Source organism: Pedobacter sp., assembly GCF_040513095.1.
Classification (GTDB): Bacteria; Bacteroidota; Bacteroidia; order Sphingobacteriales; family Sphingobacteriaceae; genus Pedobacter.
On record NZ_JBEVDX010000021.1, the window covers coordinates 1 to 17,721 of the forward strand.

At 42.0% G+C, this 17,721-nt stretch carries 18 protein-coding genes; 10 read left to right on the forward strand and 8 right to left on the reverse strand.

Annotated elements, in window-relative coordinates:
• Positions 1-595: histidine kinase (locus ABWY16_RS03275; protein ID WP_353903220.1), on the reverse strand; the 595-nt coding region annotated here is incomplete at its 3' end.
• A 70-nt stretch (positions 596-665) separates the two neighbouring features.
• Between ABWY16_RS03275 and ABWY16_RS03280 the strand changes: the two genes are divergently transcribed.
• Entirely contained in the window at positions 666-821 is a 156-nt protein-coding gene (locus tag ABWY16_RS03280) for a hypothetical protein (protein WP_353903221.1), read from the forward strand.
• A gap of 9 nt (positions 822-830) precedes the next feature.
• Here ABWY16_RS03280 and ABWY16_RS03285 read toward each other — a convergent pair whose 3' ends face one another.
• Positions 831-1,556 carry a LytR/AlgR family response regulator transcription factor gene (locus ABWY16_RS03285; protein ID WP_353903222.1) on the reverse strand — a complete coding sequence of 242 codons (726 nt, stop codon included), beginning with the start codon at positions 1,554-1,556 and terminating at the stop codon, positions 831-833.
• Between the two features lie 271 nt (positions 1,557-1,827).
• Between ABWY16_RS03285 and ABWY16_RS03290 the strand changes: the two genes are divergently transcribed.
• Both ABWY16_RS03290 and mgtE read left to right on the forward strand, forming a co-directional pair.
• Positions 1,828-2,379, forward strand: a complete 552-nt coding sequence (locus ABWY16_RS03290) for a TetR/AcrR family transcriptional regulator (RefSeq protein ID WP_353903223.1) — start codon at positions 1,828-1,830, stop codon at positions 2,377-2,379.
• A 120-nt stretch (positions 2,380-2,499) separates the two neighbouring features.
• Positions 2,500-3,873: a magnesium transporter gene (gene mgtE / locus ABWY16_RS03295; protein WP_353903224.1), complete on the forward strand. Its 1,374-nt coding sequence runs from the start codon at positions 2,500-2,502 to the stop codon at positions 3,871-3,873.
• Between the two features lie 187 nt (positions 3,874-4,060).
• On the opposite strand, the gene ABWY16_RS03300 is transcribed toward mgtE, so the two are convergent.
• The 3 genes from ABWY16_RS03300 to ychF all read right to left on the reverse strand — a co-directional run bounded on the left by ABWY16_RS03300 (position 4,061) and on the right by ychF (position 7,145).
• Positions 4,061-4,867 (reverse strand): phytanoyl-CoA dioxygenase family protein, encoded by an 807-nt coding sequence (locus ABWY16_RS03300; RefSeq protein ID WP_353903225.1) that lies wholly within the window; start codon positions 4,865-4,867, stop codon positions 4,061-4,063.
• Between the two features lie 292 nt (positions 4,868-5,159).
• Positions 5,160-5,936 (reverse strand): SDR family NAD(P)-dependent oxidoreductase, encoded by a 777-nt coding sequence (locus ABWY16_RS03305; protein ID WP_353903226.1) that lies wholly within the window; start codon positions 5,934-5,936, stop codon positions 5,160-5,162.
• Between the two features lie 114 nt (positions 5,937-6,050).
• Positions 6,051-7,145: a redox-regulated ATPase YchF gene (ychF, locus tag ABWY16_RS03310; RefSeq protein WP_353903227.1), complete on the reverse strand. Its 1,095-nt coding sequence runs from the start codon at positions 7,143-7,145 to the stop codon at positions 6,051-6,053.
• A gap of 131 nt (positions 7,146-7,276) precedes the next feature.
• Here ychF and ABWY16_RS03315 point away from each other — a divergent pair, with 131 nt between their 5' ends.
• On the forward strand, positions 7,277-7,762 hold the full coding sequence (locus tag ABWY16_RS03315; protein WP_353903228.1) for a DUF5362 family protein: 486 nt from the start codon (positions 7,277-7,279) through the stop codon (positions 7,760-7,762).
• Positions 7,763-7,786: 24 nt separating this feature from the next.
• On the opposite strand, the gene ABWY16_RS03320 is transcribed toward ABWY16_RS03315, so the two are convergent.
• The 3 genes from ABWY16_RS03320 to ABWY16_RS03330 all read right to left on the reverse strand — a co-directional run bounded on the left by ABWY16_RS03320 (position 7,787) and on the right by ABWY16_RS03330 (position 9,334).
• The gene (locus ABWY16_RS03320) at positions 7,787-8,479 is read right to left on the reverse strand and encodes an SRPBCC family protein (protein WP_353903229.1); all 693 of its coding nucleotides are present in this window, start codon (positions 8,477-8,479) and stop codon (positions 7,787-7,789) included.
• A gap of 2 nt (positions 8,480-8,481) precedes the next feature.
• A complete protein-coding gene (locus tag ABWY16_RS03325; RefSeq protein WP_353903230.1) occupies positions 8,482-8,727 on the reverse strand; it encodes a hypothetical protein in 246 nt (81 codons plus the stop codon).
• Positions 8,728-8,881: 154 nt separating this feature from the next.
• Positions 8,882-9,334, reverse strand: a complete 453-nt coding sequence (locus ABWY16_RS03330; protein ID WP_353903231.1) for a KTSC domain-containing protein — start codon at positions 9,332-9,334, stop codon at positions 8,882-8,884.
• A gap of 224 nt (positions 9,335-9,558) precedes the next feature.
• On the opposite strand from ABWY16_RS03330, the gene tatA reads away from it, so the two are divergent.
• From tatA to ABWY16_RS03360, 6 genes are all read left to right on the forward strand, one after another.
• The gene (gene tatA / locus ABWY16_RS03335; protein ID WP_353903232.1) at positions 9,559-9,720 is read left to right on the forward strand and encodes a twin-arginine translocase TatA/TatE family subunit; all 162 of its coding nucleotides are present in this window, start codon (positions 9,559-9,561) and stop codon (positions 9,718-9,720) included.
• A 50-nt stretch (positions 9,721-9,770) separates the two neighbouring features.
• Positions 9,771-10,448: a response regulator transcription factor gene (locus tag ABWY16_RS03340; RefSeq protein ID WP_502930982.1), complete on the forward strand. Its 678-nt coding sequence runs from the start codon at positions 9,771-9,773 to the stop codon at positions 10,446-10,448.
• Positions 10,449-10,454: 6 nt separating this feature from the next.
• Positions 10,455-11,819, forward strand: a complete 1,365-nt coding sequence (locus tag ABWY16_RS03345; RefSeq protein ID WP_353903234.1) for a sensor histidine kinase — start codon at positions 10,455-10,457, stop codon at positions 11,817-11,819.
• Positions 11,820-11,888: 69 nt separating this feature from the next.
• Positions 11,889-13,178 (forward strand): TolC family protein, encoded by a 1,290-nt coding sequence (locus tag ABWY16_RS03350; RefSeq protein WP_353903235.1) that lies wholly within the window; start codon positions 11,889-11,891, stop codon positions 13,176-13,178.
• 6 nt (positions 13,179-13,184) lie between these two features.
• Entirely contained in the window at positions 13,185-14,288 is a 1,104-nt protein-coding gene (locus ABWY16_RS03355; RefSeq protein WP_353903236.1) for an efflux RND transporter periplasmic adaptor subunit, read from the forward strand.
• A gap of 31 nt (positions 14,289-14,319) precedes the next feature.
• Positions 14,320-17,463, forward strand: coding sequence for an efflux RND transporter permease subunit (locus ABWY16_RS03360; RefSeq protein WP_353903237.1), 3,144 nt, complete (start codon positions 14,320-14,322; stop codon positions 17,461-17,463).
• Positions 17,464-17,721 lie beyond the last annotated feature (258 nt).

A 17,721-nucleotide genomic window follows, 5' to 3' on the forward strand; every position in this document is an offset into this window, starting at 1 on the left:
TTTTTTTTGCGGCATATTTGATAAAGCTTAAGGTATTGAAGAGCAGATGCGGATTGATCTGAGCCCTCAGGAAATCTTGTTCAGCGCGGAGTACATCGTTTTTTAGTTTTTCATTTTCTATGTCTTGTTGGAACATTTTCTTTTTTCTCTGAAAATAGCGTAGAAGAAAATAATAGCCGGTTGCAAAAGAAATAAAATAGATAGCTCTCCATAGAGTAACAGACATATACAATCGCGTAAAAAATGAAGTTTGATATTGTTGGTACCCCGTTTTCTTTAAAATAACTGTGATTATATAAGTTAAAAGGAAATAGGATAACAATTCAAGTAGAGTTGATAGTATGATGTATAATATGGTAAAAATACTATTGGTAAAAGCTTTTTTTAATACAACCGTCGAATGGAAATAAAAAAGGGAAATATTTAGAATATAGAATAATACATAAATAGTAAATGGACGGAAACCATTGATCATGGTTGTCATCGACATTTCATACAAAATAAAAATAATCCAGCACAAAATATGTATACCATAGGCTTCTCTTATGTTTGATAATGAGTTCTTTAACCGTATTTCGTATAATAAATCAGGCATGTGATATAATAAATTACAAGAAAAATTATTTCTTAAATAACATTGGGTTCATTAATTAAAAAACAGAGTTATGAACCTAGGTAAAAGAAATTTCAAAGTAGCAAAAAAAACATTGTTTGTTTTTAAAGGTCAGTCACCTTTTAATAACATCATTATCAGTTCTGATCCCGGAACTTCCTTTTCAATCACTACCCCAGGTACAATGGTTCCAAAGCATCACCATTAACAAAAAGAACTAAGGCTTCAAAGTGTGTTTCCTGAGAAATTCCAGGAACACACTTTTGTACTTTTCACCAATCTGATGACTCATACCATCAGCCATTCTTGCAATATTCCCGTCTACACGGTCAAGGTAATTCAGGGATATAATAATCGACTTATTGATTCTGAAAAACTCATCCATTAACTGTAGTTTATTCCCCATGGCTTTCAGCCCGATATAAGTGATTTCATGTCCGGTTGTGGTATTGATCGTGGTATAATTCAGCATGGCCTCAATAAAAACGATGTTGCTGTATTTGATTTTAATATAACTGCTTTTTTGTCCGCCTTTGATAAAGAGAAATTGATTCTCATCGCGCTGCAGCTTAATAATATCCTGAAATTTATTATTGAGGTCTTCAACCTTTTGTGTAAAAGAAATATAGGTAACCGGTTTCAGCAGATAACCGTCAGCCTTCGCGCCGAAGGCTTCCAGAGCATATTCCCTGTATGCTGTAACGTAAACCAGAAAATGACAGTATTTATTCAATATGTCCGCGGCTTCAATTCCATTAAGCACTGCCATACTGATATCTGAAAAAATGATATCGACATGCCCGGTCTCCTGAAGATAAGCGATTGCATGTCTCGCATCTGAGAAAGTGGACAAAAGATTTAAAGTAGGAACCTGGGCTATCAGGTTACTCAGTTCATCAACAGCATGGGGTTCATCATCGATGACAATACAAGTCATTATCATAAGTACATTATTTAATAAAGGCAATGAATCAACAACTAACATAAAGATACAATCATTAATAATAAAGATCTCATATTTTGATAAATTTTGCTTTGTCATATAATATTTTACCCCTTTCATATAAATTATTCTTATCAGTTGTACGGTACTGCTACCTTGGGATTATAAACGAAATAACAGAATGTCTACCTATGAGCCGTTGTGAGCTGTTTGCATTTTATACATAGTTTACAACGGCTTAATTATCCCTTTAAAACCAAATATATCCCATATGAGAAACAAAGAATACACTAAAAGCAAGCTGATCGATGCTGTAGGAACCATTATCCGTAAATATGGATTCACAAAATTAGGCGTAACCAGAGTAGCCCTTGAAGCCGGAGTATCAAAAGTCCTTATTTACCGGTATTTCGGTAGTTTTAGTGAACTGGTCAAAGCCTATCTGCAGGAAAATGACTTTTTAAAGGATTATCTTTCTGAAGACCCTGATGAGGAGGACCAGAGTTTATCTCTACGCGAAAAGGTTTACAAAATCCTTGCAGAGCAATTCAATAGCTTCTATAAACACTGCGAATTGGAAGCTAGGCTGGTTATTGAGATTTCCAATGATAAAGTGATGTTTAAAAGTATCCCAAGAGAAGAAGCGCTGGCCGGGCAGCAAGGTTGCTCAGGTGTTGTGTCAACATTACTTTTGGCAGGAACAGATTACCTTATATTAGCCGGGCAGGAGGGACTTAAAGCTCAGGATCCGGAGGCAGATTCTACCCGGAAAAGTGACCTGCTGCAATCGATCGGCCAGATCGTGGAGTGGCCCCTGGGCTAATTCAGAGGAGCCTGAAAAGCCGCATTTATTTTGTGCTTTCTGTAATGCGTTTTTGAAAATAAAACATCACTTTTGCAGTCTTGAAAAAGGGTTAACGATGTAAAAATAAAAGCGGTATTTATGGAAGAAAAGGTTGTTGAAGAGGTTGTCGAACTAATTGAGCGGAATGTTGAAGGAGAGTTAAGAGATTATTTAGATGCACTCAATATATCTGATGTCGAACATTTGATAGACGACCTTCCACAGTACGCAGTTACTCTTATTGATACTATATCGGTTAAAAGAGCAGTAAATGTTTTCAGGATCCTTGACTTTCCTACTCAGGAGAAGATCATTAAAAAGCTTCCCGGAGAAAAACTTGCTGAACTGATCAACCTTCTTCCTCCGGATGACAGAACTTCCCTTTTCTCTGAACTGAAAGGCGATGCTGTAAAAAAGCTGATCATTCTTTTGCCTGCAAAAGACAGGGTAGAAGCCTTGTCTCTTTTAGGATATAAAGAAGACAGTGTAGGCCGTCTGATGACACCTGATTATATTGCAGTCAAAAAAGACTGGACTGTTAAAACGGTTTTGGAGCATATCAGAAAGTACGGAAAGGATTCTGAGACCATTGACGTAATCTATGTTATAGATGAGAACGGAATACTGCTGGATGATATCAGGATCAGGGAAATCCTGCTTGCTGATCCCGGAGTACCGATCGTCGCTTTGACAGACAACCGTTCTATAGCTTTAAATGCAAATGACCCGCAGGAAGAAGCGATCAACGTTTTCAGAATGAACAACAGGGTTGCGCTTCCGGTAACGGATGACAACAATGTGCTGCTGGGAATTGTGACTGTAGATGATATCCTCTGGATTGCCAATGAAGAATATACAGAAGATATGCACAAGATCGGGGGTACCCAGGCACTGGATGAACCTTATCTTGATATGCCGATCTTCGGGCTGTTTAAAAGGAGGATTGGCTGGCTGGTGGTGCTCTTTCTTGGAGAGATGCTTACTGCTACAGCAATGGCACATTTTGAGGCAGACATTGCAAAAGCAGTAGTGCTTGCGATGTTTGTTCCATTGATCATCTCAAGCGGTGGTAATAGTGGTTCACAGGCTTCTACGCTGATTATACAGGCGATGGCGCTGGGAGAAATTACTATTGGCGACTGGTGGCGGGTGATGAGAAGAGAACTGATCTCGGGATTGATGTTAGGGGTTGTGCTGGGCTGCATTGGGTTCCTCAGGATTTTTACCTGGACTTTATTCTCAGATCTTTACGGGCCACACTGGGCGCTCCTTGGGGTAACAGTTGGGATCGCACTGGTGGGAGTAGTGTTATGGGGTTCCCTGGCAGGATCGATGCTGCCGCTGCTGTTAAAAAAACTTGGTGCCGATCCGGCAACTTCATCAGCTCCTTTTGTAGCAACGCTGGTGGATGTCACCGGACTGATCATTTATTTTTCAGTAGCAGTCATGTTCCTCACAGGGGTATTACTATAAACCTCAATCTTTATCATATACATTTATATTTATATACATAGATATCTGTATTTACAGATATCTATGTATATAGATGCTTGCCGTGCCTAACAGGCTCATTCTGTAACGATCCAACGTCCTTTTCATTCCTGTCAGTTTCCCTGAGCGAACGAGATAGGTAATAATTAATCCGATGATCATCTCCGTATTATTTAACTAAACCTGCAAAACGCTGATAGAAGGCTGTTGGACTTTTTTCATTTTTAGGTTCAAATTTGCCGGCAATAATCGGCAGGTAAATCACTCTTCTGCGGCTTTCTTCACCTGTTACAGCAGATTGTGCTACGCGGTGCCAGAGTCTGCCGTCATGGATCGTAAGATCGCCTGCATCCGGAACAATAGCTACTTCCTGTCGGTCAGCCCTGTTGTCCAGAAAATACCTTTTTCTGAACAGCATGTTATATAAACTTTGTTTATGGGTACCCGGTAAAACCCTTAAACCACCATTCTCAGGCCTAACATTACTCAGGTGTATACCCACATTCAGCATAGGATTCAGTTTGCTGCCCTGGAAGATGTCCCGTAAACCATCTGTATGCCAGCCCATTTGTGTAAACTTACTGTCTACGCCATTCACATAATGGTTCAGTACCATTCCATCTTTTTCTTCTGTTCCCAGCCTGGCTCCGGGGCCAATAAGGTCCAGCAGAATTTCAAATCTGGGATCATGTGTTAATCCTTCAAATAGAGGGTGATGCTGATTGATAAAAGCAAAACGCTGTACAATGGGCGAACCGTCCAGGTCTTTACCATATTTCACAGGGATTCCGTTTACCTTAATTTTCTGCGCTGCGATCCATTGCTGCTGCACCTGTGACGAGGCCTCAATGATGTCGTTTACCGTTTCCTGTTTGATGAAGTTTTTAAAATGAATGAACCCGTTTTTGTTAAAGAATTCTTTTTGCTCCGGAGTGATTTTACTGCCTAAGCTGAATTTTATAGATAAGTTGTCCATGACTGTAATTTTTAAATACGAATGAATAGAATAGGATGCTCAAAGCCGGCGGGTCTGGCTTGAGGATAGTGATTAATCAATAAAACGAATAGAGATTAATGGCAACAACAGCAACAAACAGCCCTTTGGGAAAAGGACATTCGCATGGGACATGCGCTGAAGATATGTTTGTGATTTGCCATCTAAATAAAGTCTACTTAATTAGTAGACAATGCAAATGTAGCAAAATATTTGTCCAAACAAATTTTATTTAAATTATTTTTTGAACGTGGCCTGTTAGGGGACAACTGGCTTAACGCGTGTATAAACCCGCACCAATTTTTTCAATCATGGCTTTTGGCAGATGAGAAGCAAAAAAAGAAGATACTTTATTCAGAAAGCCAGGAATGATCTCGGCCTTTTTATCGAACATTCCCTTTAAACCAGTTTCGGCTACTTCGCCGGGTGCCATATTGAATTTTGCCGCAAGATCTGCAAAGGCATCCAGACCGGCGCGGCTCGCAAAAGCGGTATCTGTGGGGCCAGGGCATAAGCAGCTCACTGCAACAACTGAATGTTTGAGCTCATATCTGATCGCCCTGCTGTAATTCAGGATAAATGTTTTACTGGCGGCATATAATGAAAAGTTAGGGAGGGCCTGATAAGCAGCAGTACTTGCTATATTCATAATGTATGCCTGTTTTTGTTGTTTCAGCAATGGCAACAGGTGATACGTGAGTTCCACGACTGCCCTGATGTTCAGCTGGAGCATGTTCATCTGGTCAGTGATTGACAGCTGGGAAAATGCCCCCCACAATCCATATCCAGCGTTATTGATCAGCACAGTTAATACTGAGGTTTGCGATTTACACCATTTGGCTGTATTCTCTGCTGCGCCTTCAGCTGATAAATCAATTGCCAGGACGGCCACCTTCACATTGTAATCTTTTTGAATAAGAACAGACAGATCCAAAAGCGCTGTTTCAGACCGGGCAACCAGTAATAAATTGTAGCCGGCTTTTGCCAGTAAAAGTGCGATTGATTTCCCAATGCCTTTGCTGGCACCTGTGATCAGAGCGTATTCAGTCATGTTCAGTAAATTTTTGCGGTAAAATAACGAATTTTAAAGCCGGAAATAAAATGCCCCCAGAAAGCTGTATACTTTATGGGGGCAGAGTAAACCGCTAACGCGGATATTATAGTTTTAAACGTTAAAACGGAAGTGCATAATATCGCCGTCTTCCACAACGTATGTTTTACCTTCAACACCAAGCTTTCCGGCATCTTTACATGCATTCTCAGAACCTAAAGCCACAAAGTCTGCATACTTGATCACTTCAGCACGGATAAAGCCTTTCTCGAAGTCTGTATGAATCACGCCAGCTGCCTGCGGGGCAGTAAAGCCTTTGGTAATAGTCCATGCCCTTACTTCCTGCACACCTGCGGTAAAATAAGTATACAAATCAAGTAAACGGTAAGCGGCAACAATTAGTTTATTCACGCCTGATTCCTGCAATCCCAGATCAGACAAAAATTCCTGACGTTCTTCGTAGCTATCCAGTTCAGCAATTTCTGATTCTATTTTTGCAGAAATAATCAATACCTCAGCATTTTCATCTTTTACAGCTTCTTTTACGCGGTCAACATAAGCATTCCCATTGATGACAGAATTCTCATCCACGTTGCACACATACATTACCGGTTTCTGGGTCAGTAAGCCCAGTCCCTCAATAAAGTCAAAATCATCTTTTTCAAGCGGGGCAGAACGTACAGATTTGCCGCTTTCCAGATGTGGTTTGATCACGCTTAAAACTTCGAAAGTCCGTTTTGCTTCTTTGTCAGTTTTAGCCAGTTTTTCAACCTTCTGAATGCGTTTTTCTACCGTATCAAGATCTTTCAGCTGTAATTCTGTGTCAATGATCTCTTTATCACGGATTGGATCAACAGAGCCATCCACGTGGATTACATTGCCATCATCAAAACAACGCAATACGTGTATGATTGCATTTGTAGCCCTGATGTTTCCTAAAAACTGGTTTCCAAGTCCTTCACCTTTGGATGCACCTTTCACCAAACCGGCGATATCCACAATTTCGATTGTATTGGGAACTACGCGGTTGGGTTTTACCAGTTCTTCCAGTTTGGTTAGTCTTTCATCAGGTACGGTAATAACACCGATATTTGGTTCAATCGTGCAAAAAGGAAAATTTGCAGCCTGAGCTTTTGCGTTTGATAAACAGTTAAATAGGGTAGATTTTCCAACATTTGGTAAACCAACTATACCACATTGTAATGCCATGAATGATTTTTTTCTTGATTTGCCGCAAAGGTATCAATTTTTTTAAATGCCTGATGCAATAAACTTGCGCCACACCCAAATATTCATTATGTTTAACAACTTTAATATAAGTTATAATCTATCCCAACATTATGGACAACTTTGAAGAAATAGATCCGGTTTCCCCTCAGGAAGATGAAGTGGAGGCGTTATGGGTTTCAGAGGATGTGCGCAGTTATTTGTATGAGACTGCAAAATGGACAAAATTTTTGTCTATTGTAGGATTTGTCTTTGCCGGAATGACTGCCATTGGCGCATTTGGAGCTGGTGCAGTACTGGATACTGTCTCTTCAGTGACTCCTAACAGTCCGCTGATGAAAATAGGCGCGGCCGGTCTCACGATCATGTACTTACTGATCGCTTTGTTCATTTTCTACCCGAGCTACCTGCTGTTTAAGTTTTCTGCAGCTACCAACCAGGCAGTATTGTTTGCCGATCAGCCGAGTTTATCGGTTGCAATGGGGAAAATGAAATCCTATTTTAAATTTTATGGTATTGTTACCATCATCTTCATTGCATTTTATGCTTTTGCGATCATCGCGGTAGCTATCGGCGGAATTGCCATGGCAGCGCGTTAAGATATCAAGGGAAAGCCCTGCCGGTTAGTACCGGGCAGGGCTTTCTATTTCGTGTTTAAAGGTTTTGATTTCTTTGCTGAGCAGCTGCTCAAAATAGGGATTGAATAATCTTGCCAGCCCTATTCCCACACCACCGATAGGAGGGTGATAAGAAAGCACAATCTTGAGTATTGTTCCCGATCCATCTGGAGTTTCATCAAATTCTACCTTGCCAACGTGCTGCAGAACAGAGCCTGTTGCAGATCTCCATCCAATCATATGACCGGGTTCATCTTTGACAATTTCCGCGGTCCAGTTTACAGGAAGCATGTTTCCAAGTACCGTTGTTTTCCAATGGGAAAGTTTTTCACTGATTGTGCGCACATTAAACAAATGGTTTACACTACCCGGCAGATTGTTGATATTTCTCCAGTATTTGTATACATCTGCGGCAGGGCGGTCAATCACAAACTCACCGCGGATATTCACTGCCTGTGGTTTGGTACCGTCTATATCCAGCTGTTCATAAAACAGGCAGCGCCCTGTAAAACCACGGTAGGTCAGGTATGCGCCATATAGGAATTTAGGCTTAAAAGGATTTCTTAATCCTTTGCTGAGCAGGATTGCCCCTGCAAATACAGACACAAACCTTTCTGTCAGACCTACATTTTCATGCTGTTGTTTTTCTATCGAAAAATTACCAGAACGTAATTTAAGATGTTCCTGATGTGTCTCCATAATTATTTCTTTTGTTCAATAGCTTCGCCGATTGCGGCAACATCCTCATCGCTGAGTTCGCCCCAGAGCTGTTCCCATTTCTGATCTTCATCCAGTCTGATCTGCGTGAGCTGTTCATCACCGGATTTGCAGATAAAATACTCTACGCCATCGCTGGTTTCATCCGGTTTAACTGTAATCGTTTTGCTTTGTCCGTCCAGATTGATAACAATGTCAAACTCTGGGTTATGTAATTCTAGATCTGCCATAATTTATCTTTTATACCTAGGTAACAGATTTAGGGCATGAGTGTTTCGCGAATTTGCGTTTAATCGCATAAAAAAACACCTGCAGAAATTTACTTGCAGGTGTTTAATATTTTCTTATCCGGATGCTGTACCCGGAGATCTGAACGATTAATGCTTAGTTCTGAGCTTCTTCAAGCTTCACAATATTCCTGTAAGGGAAGGAGGTGAAGATATGGCGGCGTGCAAATCTACCCGGAGAATCAGCATTCACCAATTTCACATAAATCGCTTTAGGTACTTCAAAATATTCATATGCACTTCCGTCAAGGAAATATACAGTAAGGATCAGTCCCGCCCATTTATAATCAGCAATACCACAAGAAGCAGTTGTAGCTGTGTATTCATCGATTGAAAGCGCAAGCGTTTCAGGAGCAATACTTACCAGGAAGTGGTAAGCCTCGATAATTTCTTTACTTTTTACTTCAGCGGCATGTTTAGCCTCGTCGCTTTCCTGAAATTTATCCGGATGGTATTCCTTCATTAAATTTCTGTAAACAGTTTTTAACTCCTTAAGTTCGGCATCTTTCTGAACACCCAATAATTTTCTGTAATCAACAATCTTCTTCATAATGTATTTAATGGCAATATCTGTTTGTGATTAACAGGCTGAATGGCAGGATCAACCAATGGATCAGGGAAACATTTTTGCAAAGGTACAATTTTAAAAACGAAACAAAGATTAAGCTTATGTTATTGATATTTAATCACTTTTTAATTTGCTTTTAATCCGCCTTTAACCAGCTCGTTTTAATTTTGATCATCTCTTATAATTTGTCTTAAATTTCAGAACATATGTGTAATGCAACATTGCTGGCTGCCCTGGGCACGCCCGAAATCCTGGTGATCCTGGTTGTAGTCCTTCTCCTTTTCGGCGGCAAAAAAATACCCGAGCTGATGAAGGGCCTGGGACAGGGAATCAAAGAATTTAAAGACGGTCAAAACGGACATGAATGAGTTTGGAAATAGATAGTTACCTTTATGGCTCAACTAACATTACTCAGCCCATGTTTAAAATCGGATTAGCAGAAGATGATGTCAAGATAGCCGGCCTCGTGAAAACCGGGCTTCAGGAACACAACTACAGCGTAACCACCATCTCCGATGGCAGCCTGGCATTGAATGCCTTCCAGGAAGAAAGCTTTGATCTGATCATTCTGGATGTGATGATGCCCGGAATGAATGGCATTGAAGTATGCCGGCAGCTACGGGAAACCAATAAAGAGGTTCCAATTTTAATGCTTACAGCACTGGGTTCAGTAGACGACAAAGTACTTGGATTAAACTCGGGAGCTGATGATTACCTGGTCAAACCCTTCCATTTTAAGGAACTCCTGGCCCGGATCGAAGCCCTGCTGAGGCGCCACGCCCCGGCCTTTACCCAGCAGAAAAACCTGCTGAGTTATGCAGGCATCGTCCTTGATACCTATAGCAAAACCGTTCAGCGCGAGGGAAAAGATATCCAGCTCACCGCCAAAGAATTTACACTTTTGGAACTCTTCCTCAAAAATCCAAACCGTCTTTTATCACGTCAGTATATTGCTGAAAATGCATGGGATATCAGTTTCGATACGGGTACAAATGTGATTGATGTCTATGTAAACTTTCTCAGAAACAAGATCGAAAAAGGATTTGATACCAAACTGATCCACACCAAGATCGGGATGGGTTATATCATGAAGTAAGGCCCCATGAAGATAAAAGACCGCCTGGCTCTCTATTTTACACTAATCAGCACACTTACGCTGCTTTGTGTGCTTGCTGCGGTTTATTATTCTTTCGGGAAGGTGATGGAAACAGAATTCTTTGAGCGGCTCACTGACCGTACCATGGTTACAGCCAAACTGTACCTGAAAGCCGATGAGATCTCCAGTGACGCGCTGAATAAAGTGCGTGAGCAATATCTCGAAAAGCTTGATGGAGAAGTGATCCGGATTTATAACGAACGGAACAACCCAACTTTTATCGGAGACGAGCAGCAGTTCTGGACCAACGAGACTATTGATCTGGTAAGGCAACAGGGCAAAGTGCGTTTCAAAGACGGCAACAGACAAGTTGTTGGAATCTTTTATAAAGATAACCAGGGTGATTTTGTGATCATTGCTTCGGCTATAGACCATGCTACGGAAATACGGGTTGAACAGCTCCTGAAAGTGATGATCATCGTGTTCATCATTATTTTTCTGGGCCTGCTGGTTTCCGGACGATGGATCGCAAAAAGGATCCTGGCACCCTTAAACGTATTCATAGAACAGGTAAAACTGATTAAATCCAATAATCTCCACTTTCGTGTGGAAGAGGGAAAAAACAAAGATGAGATTACCCTGCTCGCGCAGAATTTCAATAACCTGATGGAACACCTTGAGCAGTCTTTTATCCTTCAGAAAACCTTTGTGGCCAATGCCTCCCATGAACTGAGAACCCCGGTAACGCGGATGATCATCGGCGCTGAGATTGCCCTTTCCAAAGACCGCCTGAAAGAGGAGTATGAAAGTGCTCTTCATTCGGTACTGGAAGATGCTGAAAAATTAGAAAATATCATCACGGCACTGCTCAACCTGGCGCAGGCAGACCTCGAATACAGTTCCTCAAAGGCAACAGACATCCGCCTGGATGAAATGATCTGGCAGCTGCAGACCGAATGGAACAATAAAAAAGGTGCGAATAAACTCCATGTTGACATGATTAACCTTCCATTGGAAGATGAATCCTCCCTGATCATCAGGGCTAATCCTACACTGCTACAGATTGCGCTCGATAATATTATCGGCAATGCCTTTAAATTTTCAGACAACCAGCAGGTAAACTGTGTGATGGAAATGATGCCTGAAGGAATTATGCTGACCATCAGTGATCAGGGTGTGGGGATCTCCGAAGATAAGCTCGAAGAGATCTTTAAACCCTTCTACAGTTCATCCGGAAAAGCCGAACACGCAGGCAACGGAATGGGGCTTTATATGGCCCATAAAATCATTACTTTGTTCGGCGGAAAAATCAGCGCAGCGTCATCTATTGGGGGCGGAACGACCTTTAAAATAGCGTTTTGTTCATTTTAACCAGTTTTTAACTGGCCTTTAATTCACCTTTAATTTTGCCAAATTAGATTTGTTTAAACAACAAATCAAATGGTAACCCACTCTCTGAAACTTTATCAGTTCATTCTCTGCCTGACCCTGCTAGGTTTCGCGGAACAATCTGTTGCGCAATCGGCCGATACGCTTCAGCTTACCTTACCACAGGCCGAGAAACTATTTGTGCAGCACAACTATCAGCTGATCGCACAGAATTACCAGACCGATCAGGCAAAGGCGGATATTATTACTGCAAGGTTATTTGATAACCCTACACTCAGCGCAGAAACACAGCTTTATAACCCGGATACCAAAAGGTTTTTTGAAACCTCGAAAACCAATGGTGAATACCAGGCTTCTATCTCACAGCTGGTAAAACTGGCGGGCAAGCGCAATAAGAATATCCAGCTGGCTACAGTCGGCGTAAAACTGGCCGAGTATCAATATTTCGACCTGATGCGTACCTTAAGGTATAACCTGAGGGCAAACTTTTACAAGACCTATTACGCGCAGCAAAGTGCGAGACTCTACCAGCAACAGATCAGTTCACTGCAGAAGCTGCTTTCCGCTTCCGAAGCACAGCTGAAAGCAGGGAACATAGCAGTAAAAGATATTATCAGGATCAAATCCCTTGTTTATAGTTTGCAGACGGAATACAATAACCTGCAGAACAGCATAGGGGATATGGAAACTGATCTCAAACTGATGACCAATATTAAGGCAGACAGCAACATCAGCCTGGTGATGGATCCCTCTGAAGAACAAAACTACCAGCTGAATAAAACAGTATATACTACCTTACTCGATTCTGCCCGTAACAACCGTGCAGATCTGAAACTTACCCAGACAGGCATCAGCTATGCTGAAAAAAGCCTGATGGTACAGAAAGCGATGGCGGTACCGGATGTGCAGCTTTCACTGGTTTACGACCTTCAGGGAAGTCACCCCAACAACTACACCGGACTGGGCTTAAGTATCCCACTGCCGCTGTTTAACAGAAACCAGGGAGAAATTAAAAAAGCAAAGATCGCTGTAGATGCGGGAAAAAATATGCTGAACCAGCAGGAAGCAACTTTGGAGAATGAAGTGTCTAACAGCTATAAAACAGCATTGCGCACAGAAAGTCTTTACCAGGGATTTGATAAAAACTTCAACACGGATTTTGATAAGCTGATCACTGAGGTAATCAAAAATTTTAAGAACCGGAATATCGGACTGGTCGAATTTATGGATTTCTATGATTCTTACCGGCAGAATGCACTGCAGATGAACGACATGAAGTACCAGCGTATGAATGCGAAAGAAGAGATCAATTATGTTACCGGTTCCACCATTTTCAAATAAATTATCATGCAAATTAACATCAAAAAACTCAGTATGCTTACGCTCAGCGTACTGACGACTGCCATCGTTTTACAGGGCTGCTCTGAACATCCGAAAGAACAACCCAAAGATGATAAATTTACACTGACAGACTCACTGGTGAACCGCTTACTGATAGACACAGTGAGAAATCCAAATAGTGAAACCGATCTGAACTTTTCAGCCAAAATTGCTCCCAATGAAGAAACAACATCCAGAATCTTCCCGATGGTCAGCGGTAGTGTACGCTCCGTGCCGGTAAAACTGGGTGACCATGTTTCCAAAGGTCAGGTAATGGCTACCCTGGGCAGTCCGGAGATGGCCACTTTTGACAAGGACGCGATCAGTTCTTCTGCCGAACTCAGCAATGCAAAAAGAACATTAAAGGCCGCTCAGGATATGTACAACAGCGGCTTGTCATCGGCCAGAGAGCTCGAAGAAGCTAAGAACGATTTCCTTGTGAAACAGGCAGAAGATAAACGCAGCCGCGCCGTACTGAACCTGAATGGGGGAAGTACAAACGGCAGTTATACCTTAAGATCGCCCATCTCTGGTTTTGTGATCGAGAAAAACCTGAACAACAATATGGCTATCCGGCCAGACAATAATCAGAGCCTTTTTACTGTAGCCGATCTTTCTACGGTCTGGGGTGTCATCAATATTTATGAGTCTGATATTTCCAGTATCCAACAGGGCGACCCGGTAAAGATTTCCATTCTTTCTTATCCCGATAAAGTCTTTACAGGTAAAATAGATAAAATCTATAATGTTTTAGATCCTGATAGTAAGGTCATGAATGCACGTGTAAGTATCCCTAATCCGGGCTTGTTATTAAAGCCGGGAATGATGGCAACGGTACAGATTGCTGCCAAAACCAACAGCGACCTGCCCTCTGTAAATATCAATAACATTGTGTTCGACGAGAACAAAAATTATGTGCTCGTACTGGATAAGGTGAAGAAAATACGTATTCAGGAAGTCACTATCGAACGTCAGTCGGGCGACACAGCATATATAAGCACCGGCTTAAAGGCGGGCGACCGTATAGTTGCTTCAAAAACCGTATTCCTTTACCAAAGTCTTAAGGACTAATTTTTCAGGACGTTAGATTAAACTCATTGTAATGAACAAATTCATTAAGTCGATCATAGGTTTTGCCTTAAAAAATAAATACTTCGTATTTTTTGCCACGCTTGTCATGATCGTAGCAGGCTACCTGAGCTTCAAGAATACCACCATAGAAGCCTTTCCTGATGTAACCAATACAAACATCACCATCATCACCCAATGGCCGGGAAGAAGTGCTGAAGAAGTAGAAAAATTTGTAACCAGGCCGCTGGAAATAGCGATGAACCCCACAGAGAAAAAAACCAGTATCAGGTCTTCTTCACTCTTCGGTTTATCCATTGTTAAGATCACTTTCGAAGACGATGTGGATTATGCTTTTGCCCGTGTACAGGTGAACAACCACATGGATGATGCTGATCTTCCGGCGGGAGTATCTCCGGGTATACAGCCTTCATCAGGACCTACCGGCGAGATTTTCCGTTACACCCTGCAGAGTGATAAAAAATCTGTAAGGGAACTGAAAACGCTGCAGGACTGGGTAGTGGAAAGAGAAATACTTTCTGTTCCCGGCGTTGCTGATGTCGTTAGTTTTGGAGGTGAAGTGAAGACCTACCAGATAACTGTTGATCCGCAGAAATCCATTCAGTATGGTGTTACTGCAAAAGAAGTCTACGATGCGGTTTCTAAAAGTAATATCAATGTAGGTGGTGATGTCATTACGCAGGCCGGTCAAGCCTACGTTGTGCGGGGAATAGGTGTACTCAATAACATCGACGAGATCAAAAATGTGATTGTTGACAATGTTAACGGGACACCTGTATATGTCAAAACCATTGGCGATGTCACCGAAAGCGCACTGCCAAGACTCGGACAGGTTGGACGGGATAACGATCCCGATGTGGTAGAAGGCATCGTTGTCATGCGCAAAGGCGAAAACCCAAGTGCAGTATTGAAAAGCCTGAAAGAAAAAATTAAGGATATCAATGAGAATATCCTGCCTGCGGATGTAAAGATCAACACTTTTTATGACCGTGAAAACCTGGTAGACTATGCCATCCATACGGTAATGCACAACATGATGGAAGGAATAATCTTCGTAACTGTTATTGTATTCCTTTTCATGGCCGACTGGCGGACAACAGTGATTGTATCCATCATCATACCACTGGCACTGCTCTTTGCTTTCATCTGTTTAAAGCTGAAAGGAATGTCTGCAAATCTGTTATCGATGGGGGCTATAGATTTCGGGATCATTATAGACGGTGCCGTCGTAATGGTTGAGGGTATTTTTGTCGCCCTCGACCATCGTGCGGAAAAAGACGGCATGGAGAAATTCAACAAGCTGAGCAAGCTGGGGATTATCAAAAGAGCCTGTCTGGAAAACGGGAAAGGGATCTTTTTTGCCAAGCTGATCATTGTAACCGGTTTACTGCCTATTTTTACCTTTGAAAAAGTAGAGGGCAAGATGTTTTCTCCGCTGGCCTGGACTTTAAGTTTTGCCTTGTTAGGTGCATTGATCCTGACATTTACCCTGGTGCCTGCACTGGCAAGTGTATTGCTGAAAAAGGACGTAAAAGAGAAACATAATTTCTTCCTGAGAGCGATAACCAATGGCACAATCAGCATTTACAATACTGCATTTAAGGCGCGCAAGATTGTTTTTCCGGTGGCGATGATCATCCTGGTAATAGGTTTGTTCAGCTTTAAATTTCTGGGAACAGAATTTTTACCGACACTGGATGAGGGATCAATTTATGTAAGGGCAAGTGCGCCCCTGAGCATCTCACTGGATGAAACCAAAAAGCTGTCGAACGAGATCCGCAAGATCTTCCTCCATTTTGATGAGGTGAAACAGGTGGTTTCACAAACAGGAAGACCAAATGACGGTACTGATGCTACAGGCTTTTACAATATGGAGTTCCTTGTAGATATTTATCCTAAGGATGAATGGAAGCGCCATGAGACCAAAGAACAGCTGGTAGAGCGCATGCAGGAAAGGCTGAAAGGGTATCCCGGTATCGCACTGAACTTCTCGCAGCCGATTTCTGACAATGTAGAGGAAGCTGTATCCGGCGTAAAAGGATCGATTGTAGTGAAGATGTTCGGGAACGACTATAACTATATTGAGAACGAAGAAGAGAAGATCCAGGCGATCCTGAAAACAGTGCCGGGTATTGAAGATCTTGGAATACTGAGGAACCTCGGTCAGCCTGAACTGCAGATTAATCTTGACCAGACCAAAATGGCTTTATACGGTGTAACCACTGAGGATGCCAATGCGGTAATTGAGATGGCTATTGGCGGAAAGGCAGCTACACAAATCTTTGAGGGCGAGCGCAAGTTTGATCTGAGGATCAGGTATCCGGATTCGTTCAGGCAAAATGAACAATCTATCGGCAACCTGCGCATCCAGAGTTTATCTGGTGCCAAGATACCGCTGAGCGAGATCTCTACCATTAAAAAAGTAACCGGGCCAAGTATCATCTATCGTGATAAACACGAACGTTACGGCGCTATTAAGTTCTCCATCAGGGGCAGGGATATGGGAAGCACTATTGCCGAAGCACAGGCTAAAGTAAATGCCCAGATCAAGTTACCGAAAGAATATAATCTGCAGTGGGCTGGTGATTTTGAGAACCAGCAAAGGGCAACTGCCAGGTTATCGCAGGCTGTGCCGATCAGTTTGTTGCTGATTTTCTTTATCCTGTTTGTGCTTTTTGGCAATATCAAAGATTCGCTGCTTGTATTAAACAATGTACCTTTTGCAATGGTGGGCGGAATTTTAGCCCTCCTTGCATCAGGAGTTAACTTTAACATTTCTGCAGGTATTGGGTTTATCGCGCTTTTCGGAATCTGTGTTCAGAACGGAGTGATATTGCTGACCAGGTTCAAAACAAATATTGCAGACCTGAAATATCATCCTTCATGGACTTTTGCAGATGCATTGAAAGATGGTATTGCCACCAGGCTTCGCCCGGTAATCATGACAGCCATGATGGCTGCTATTGGTCTGATGCCAGCGGCTTTATCTACCGGTATTGGTTCTGAAGCTTCAAAACCACTGGCGATAGTTGTGATCGGAGGTTTGATTACCAATACGCTGTTCAGTCTTTTTGTTTATCCTATTGTGTTTTACTGGGCGTACAGGAAGAAAGCTGATCACATTGTGAATACGAGGGATTTGTCCAGATCAGAATAGGGTATTTAATGAATGATTTTATTCCAGCGTTATGATAATTGCATAAGATCTATTGCTGTTCCAGGGTAATCTTATGCAGTTTTTCAGTTGGTTAGGGTTGTGTTTGCAGGAGCAGAAAGGATTGGCAGATCCCTTAATGTTCCCTGACAAACACTAAGAGGGGGTGCTGCGCAAGCAGGCCCCTTTTTATTTGGATATACACCAGATTTGTCTATGTTGTCCGTGATGGTTATAACACAAAGCGGATGAACATAACAT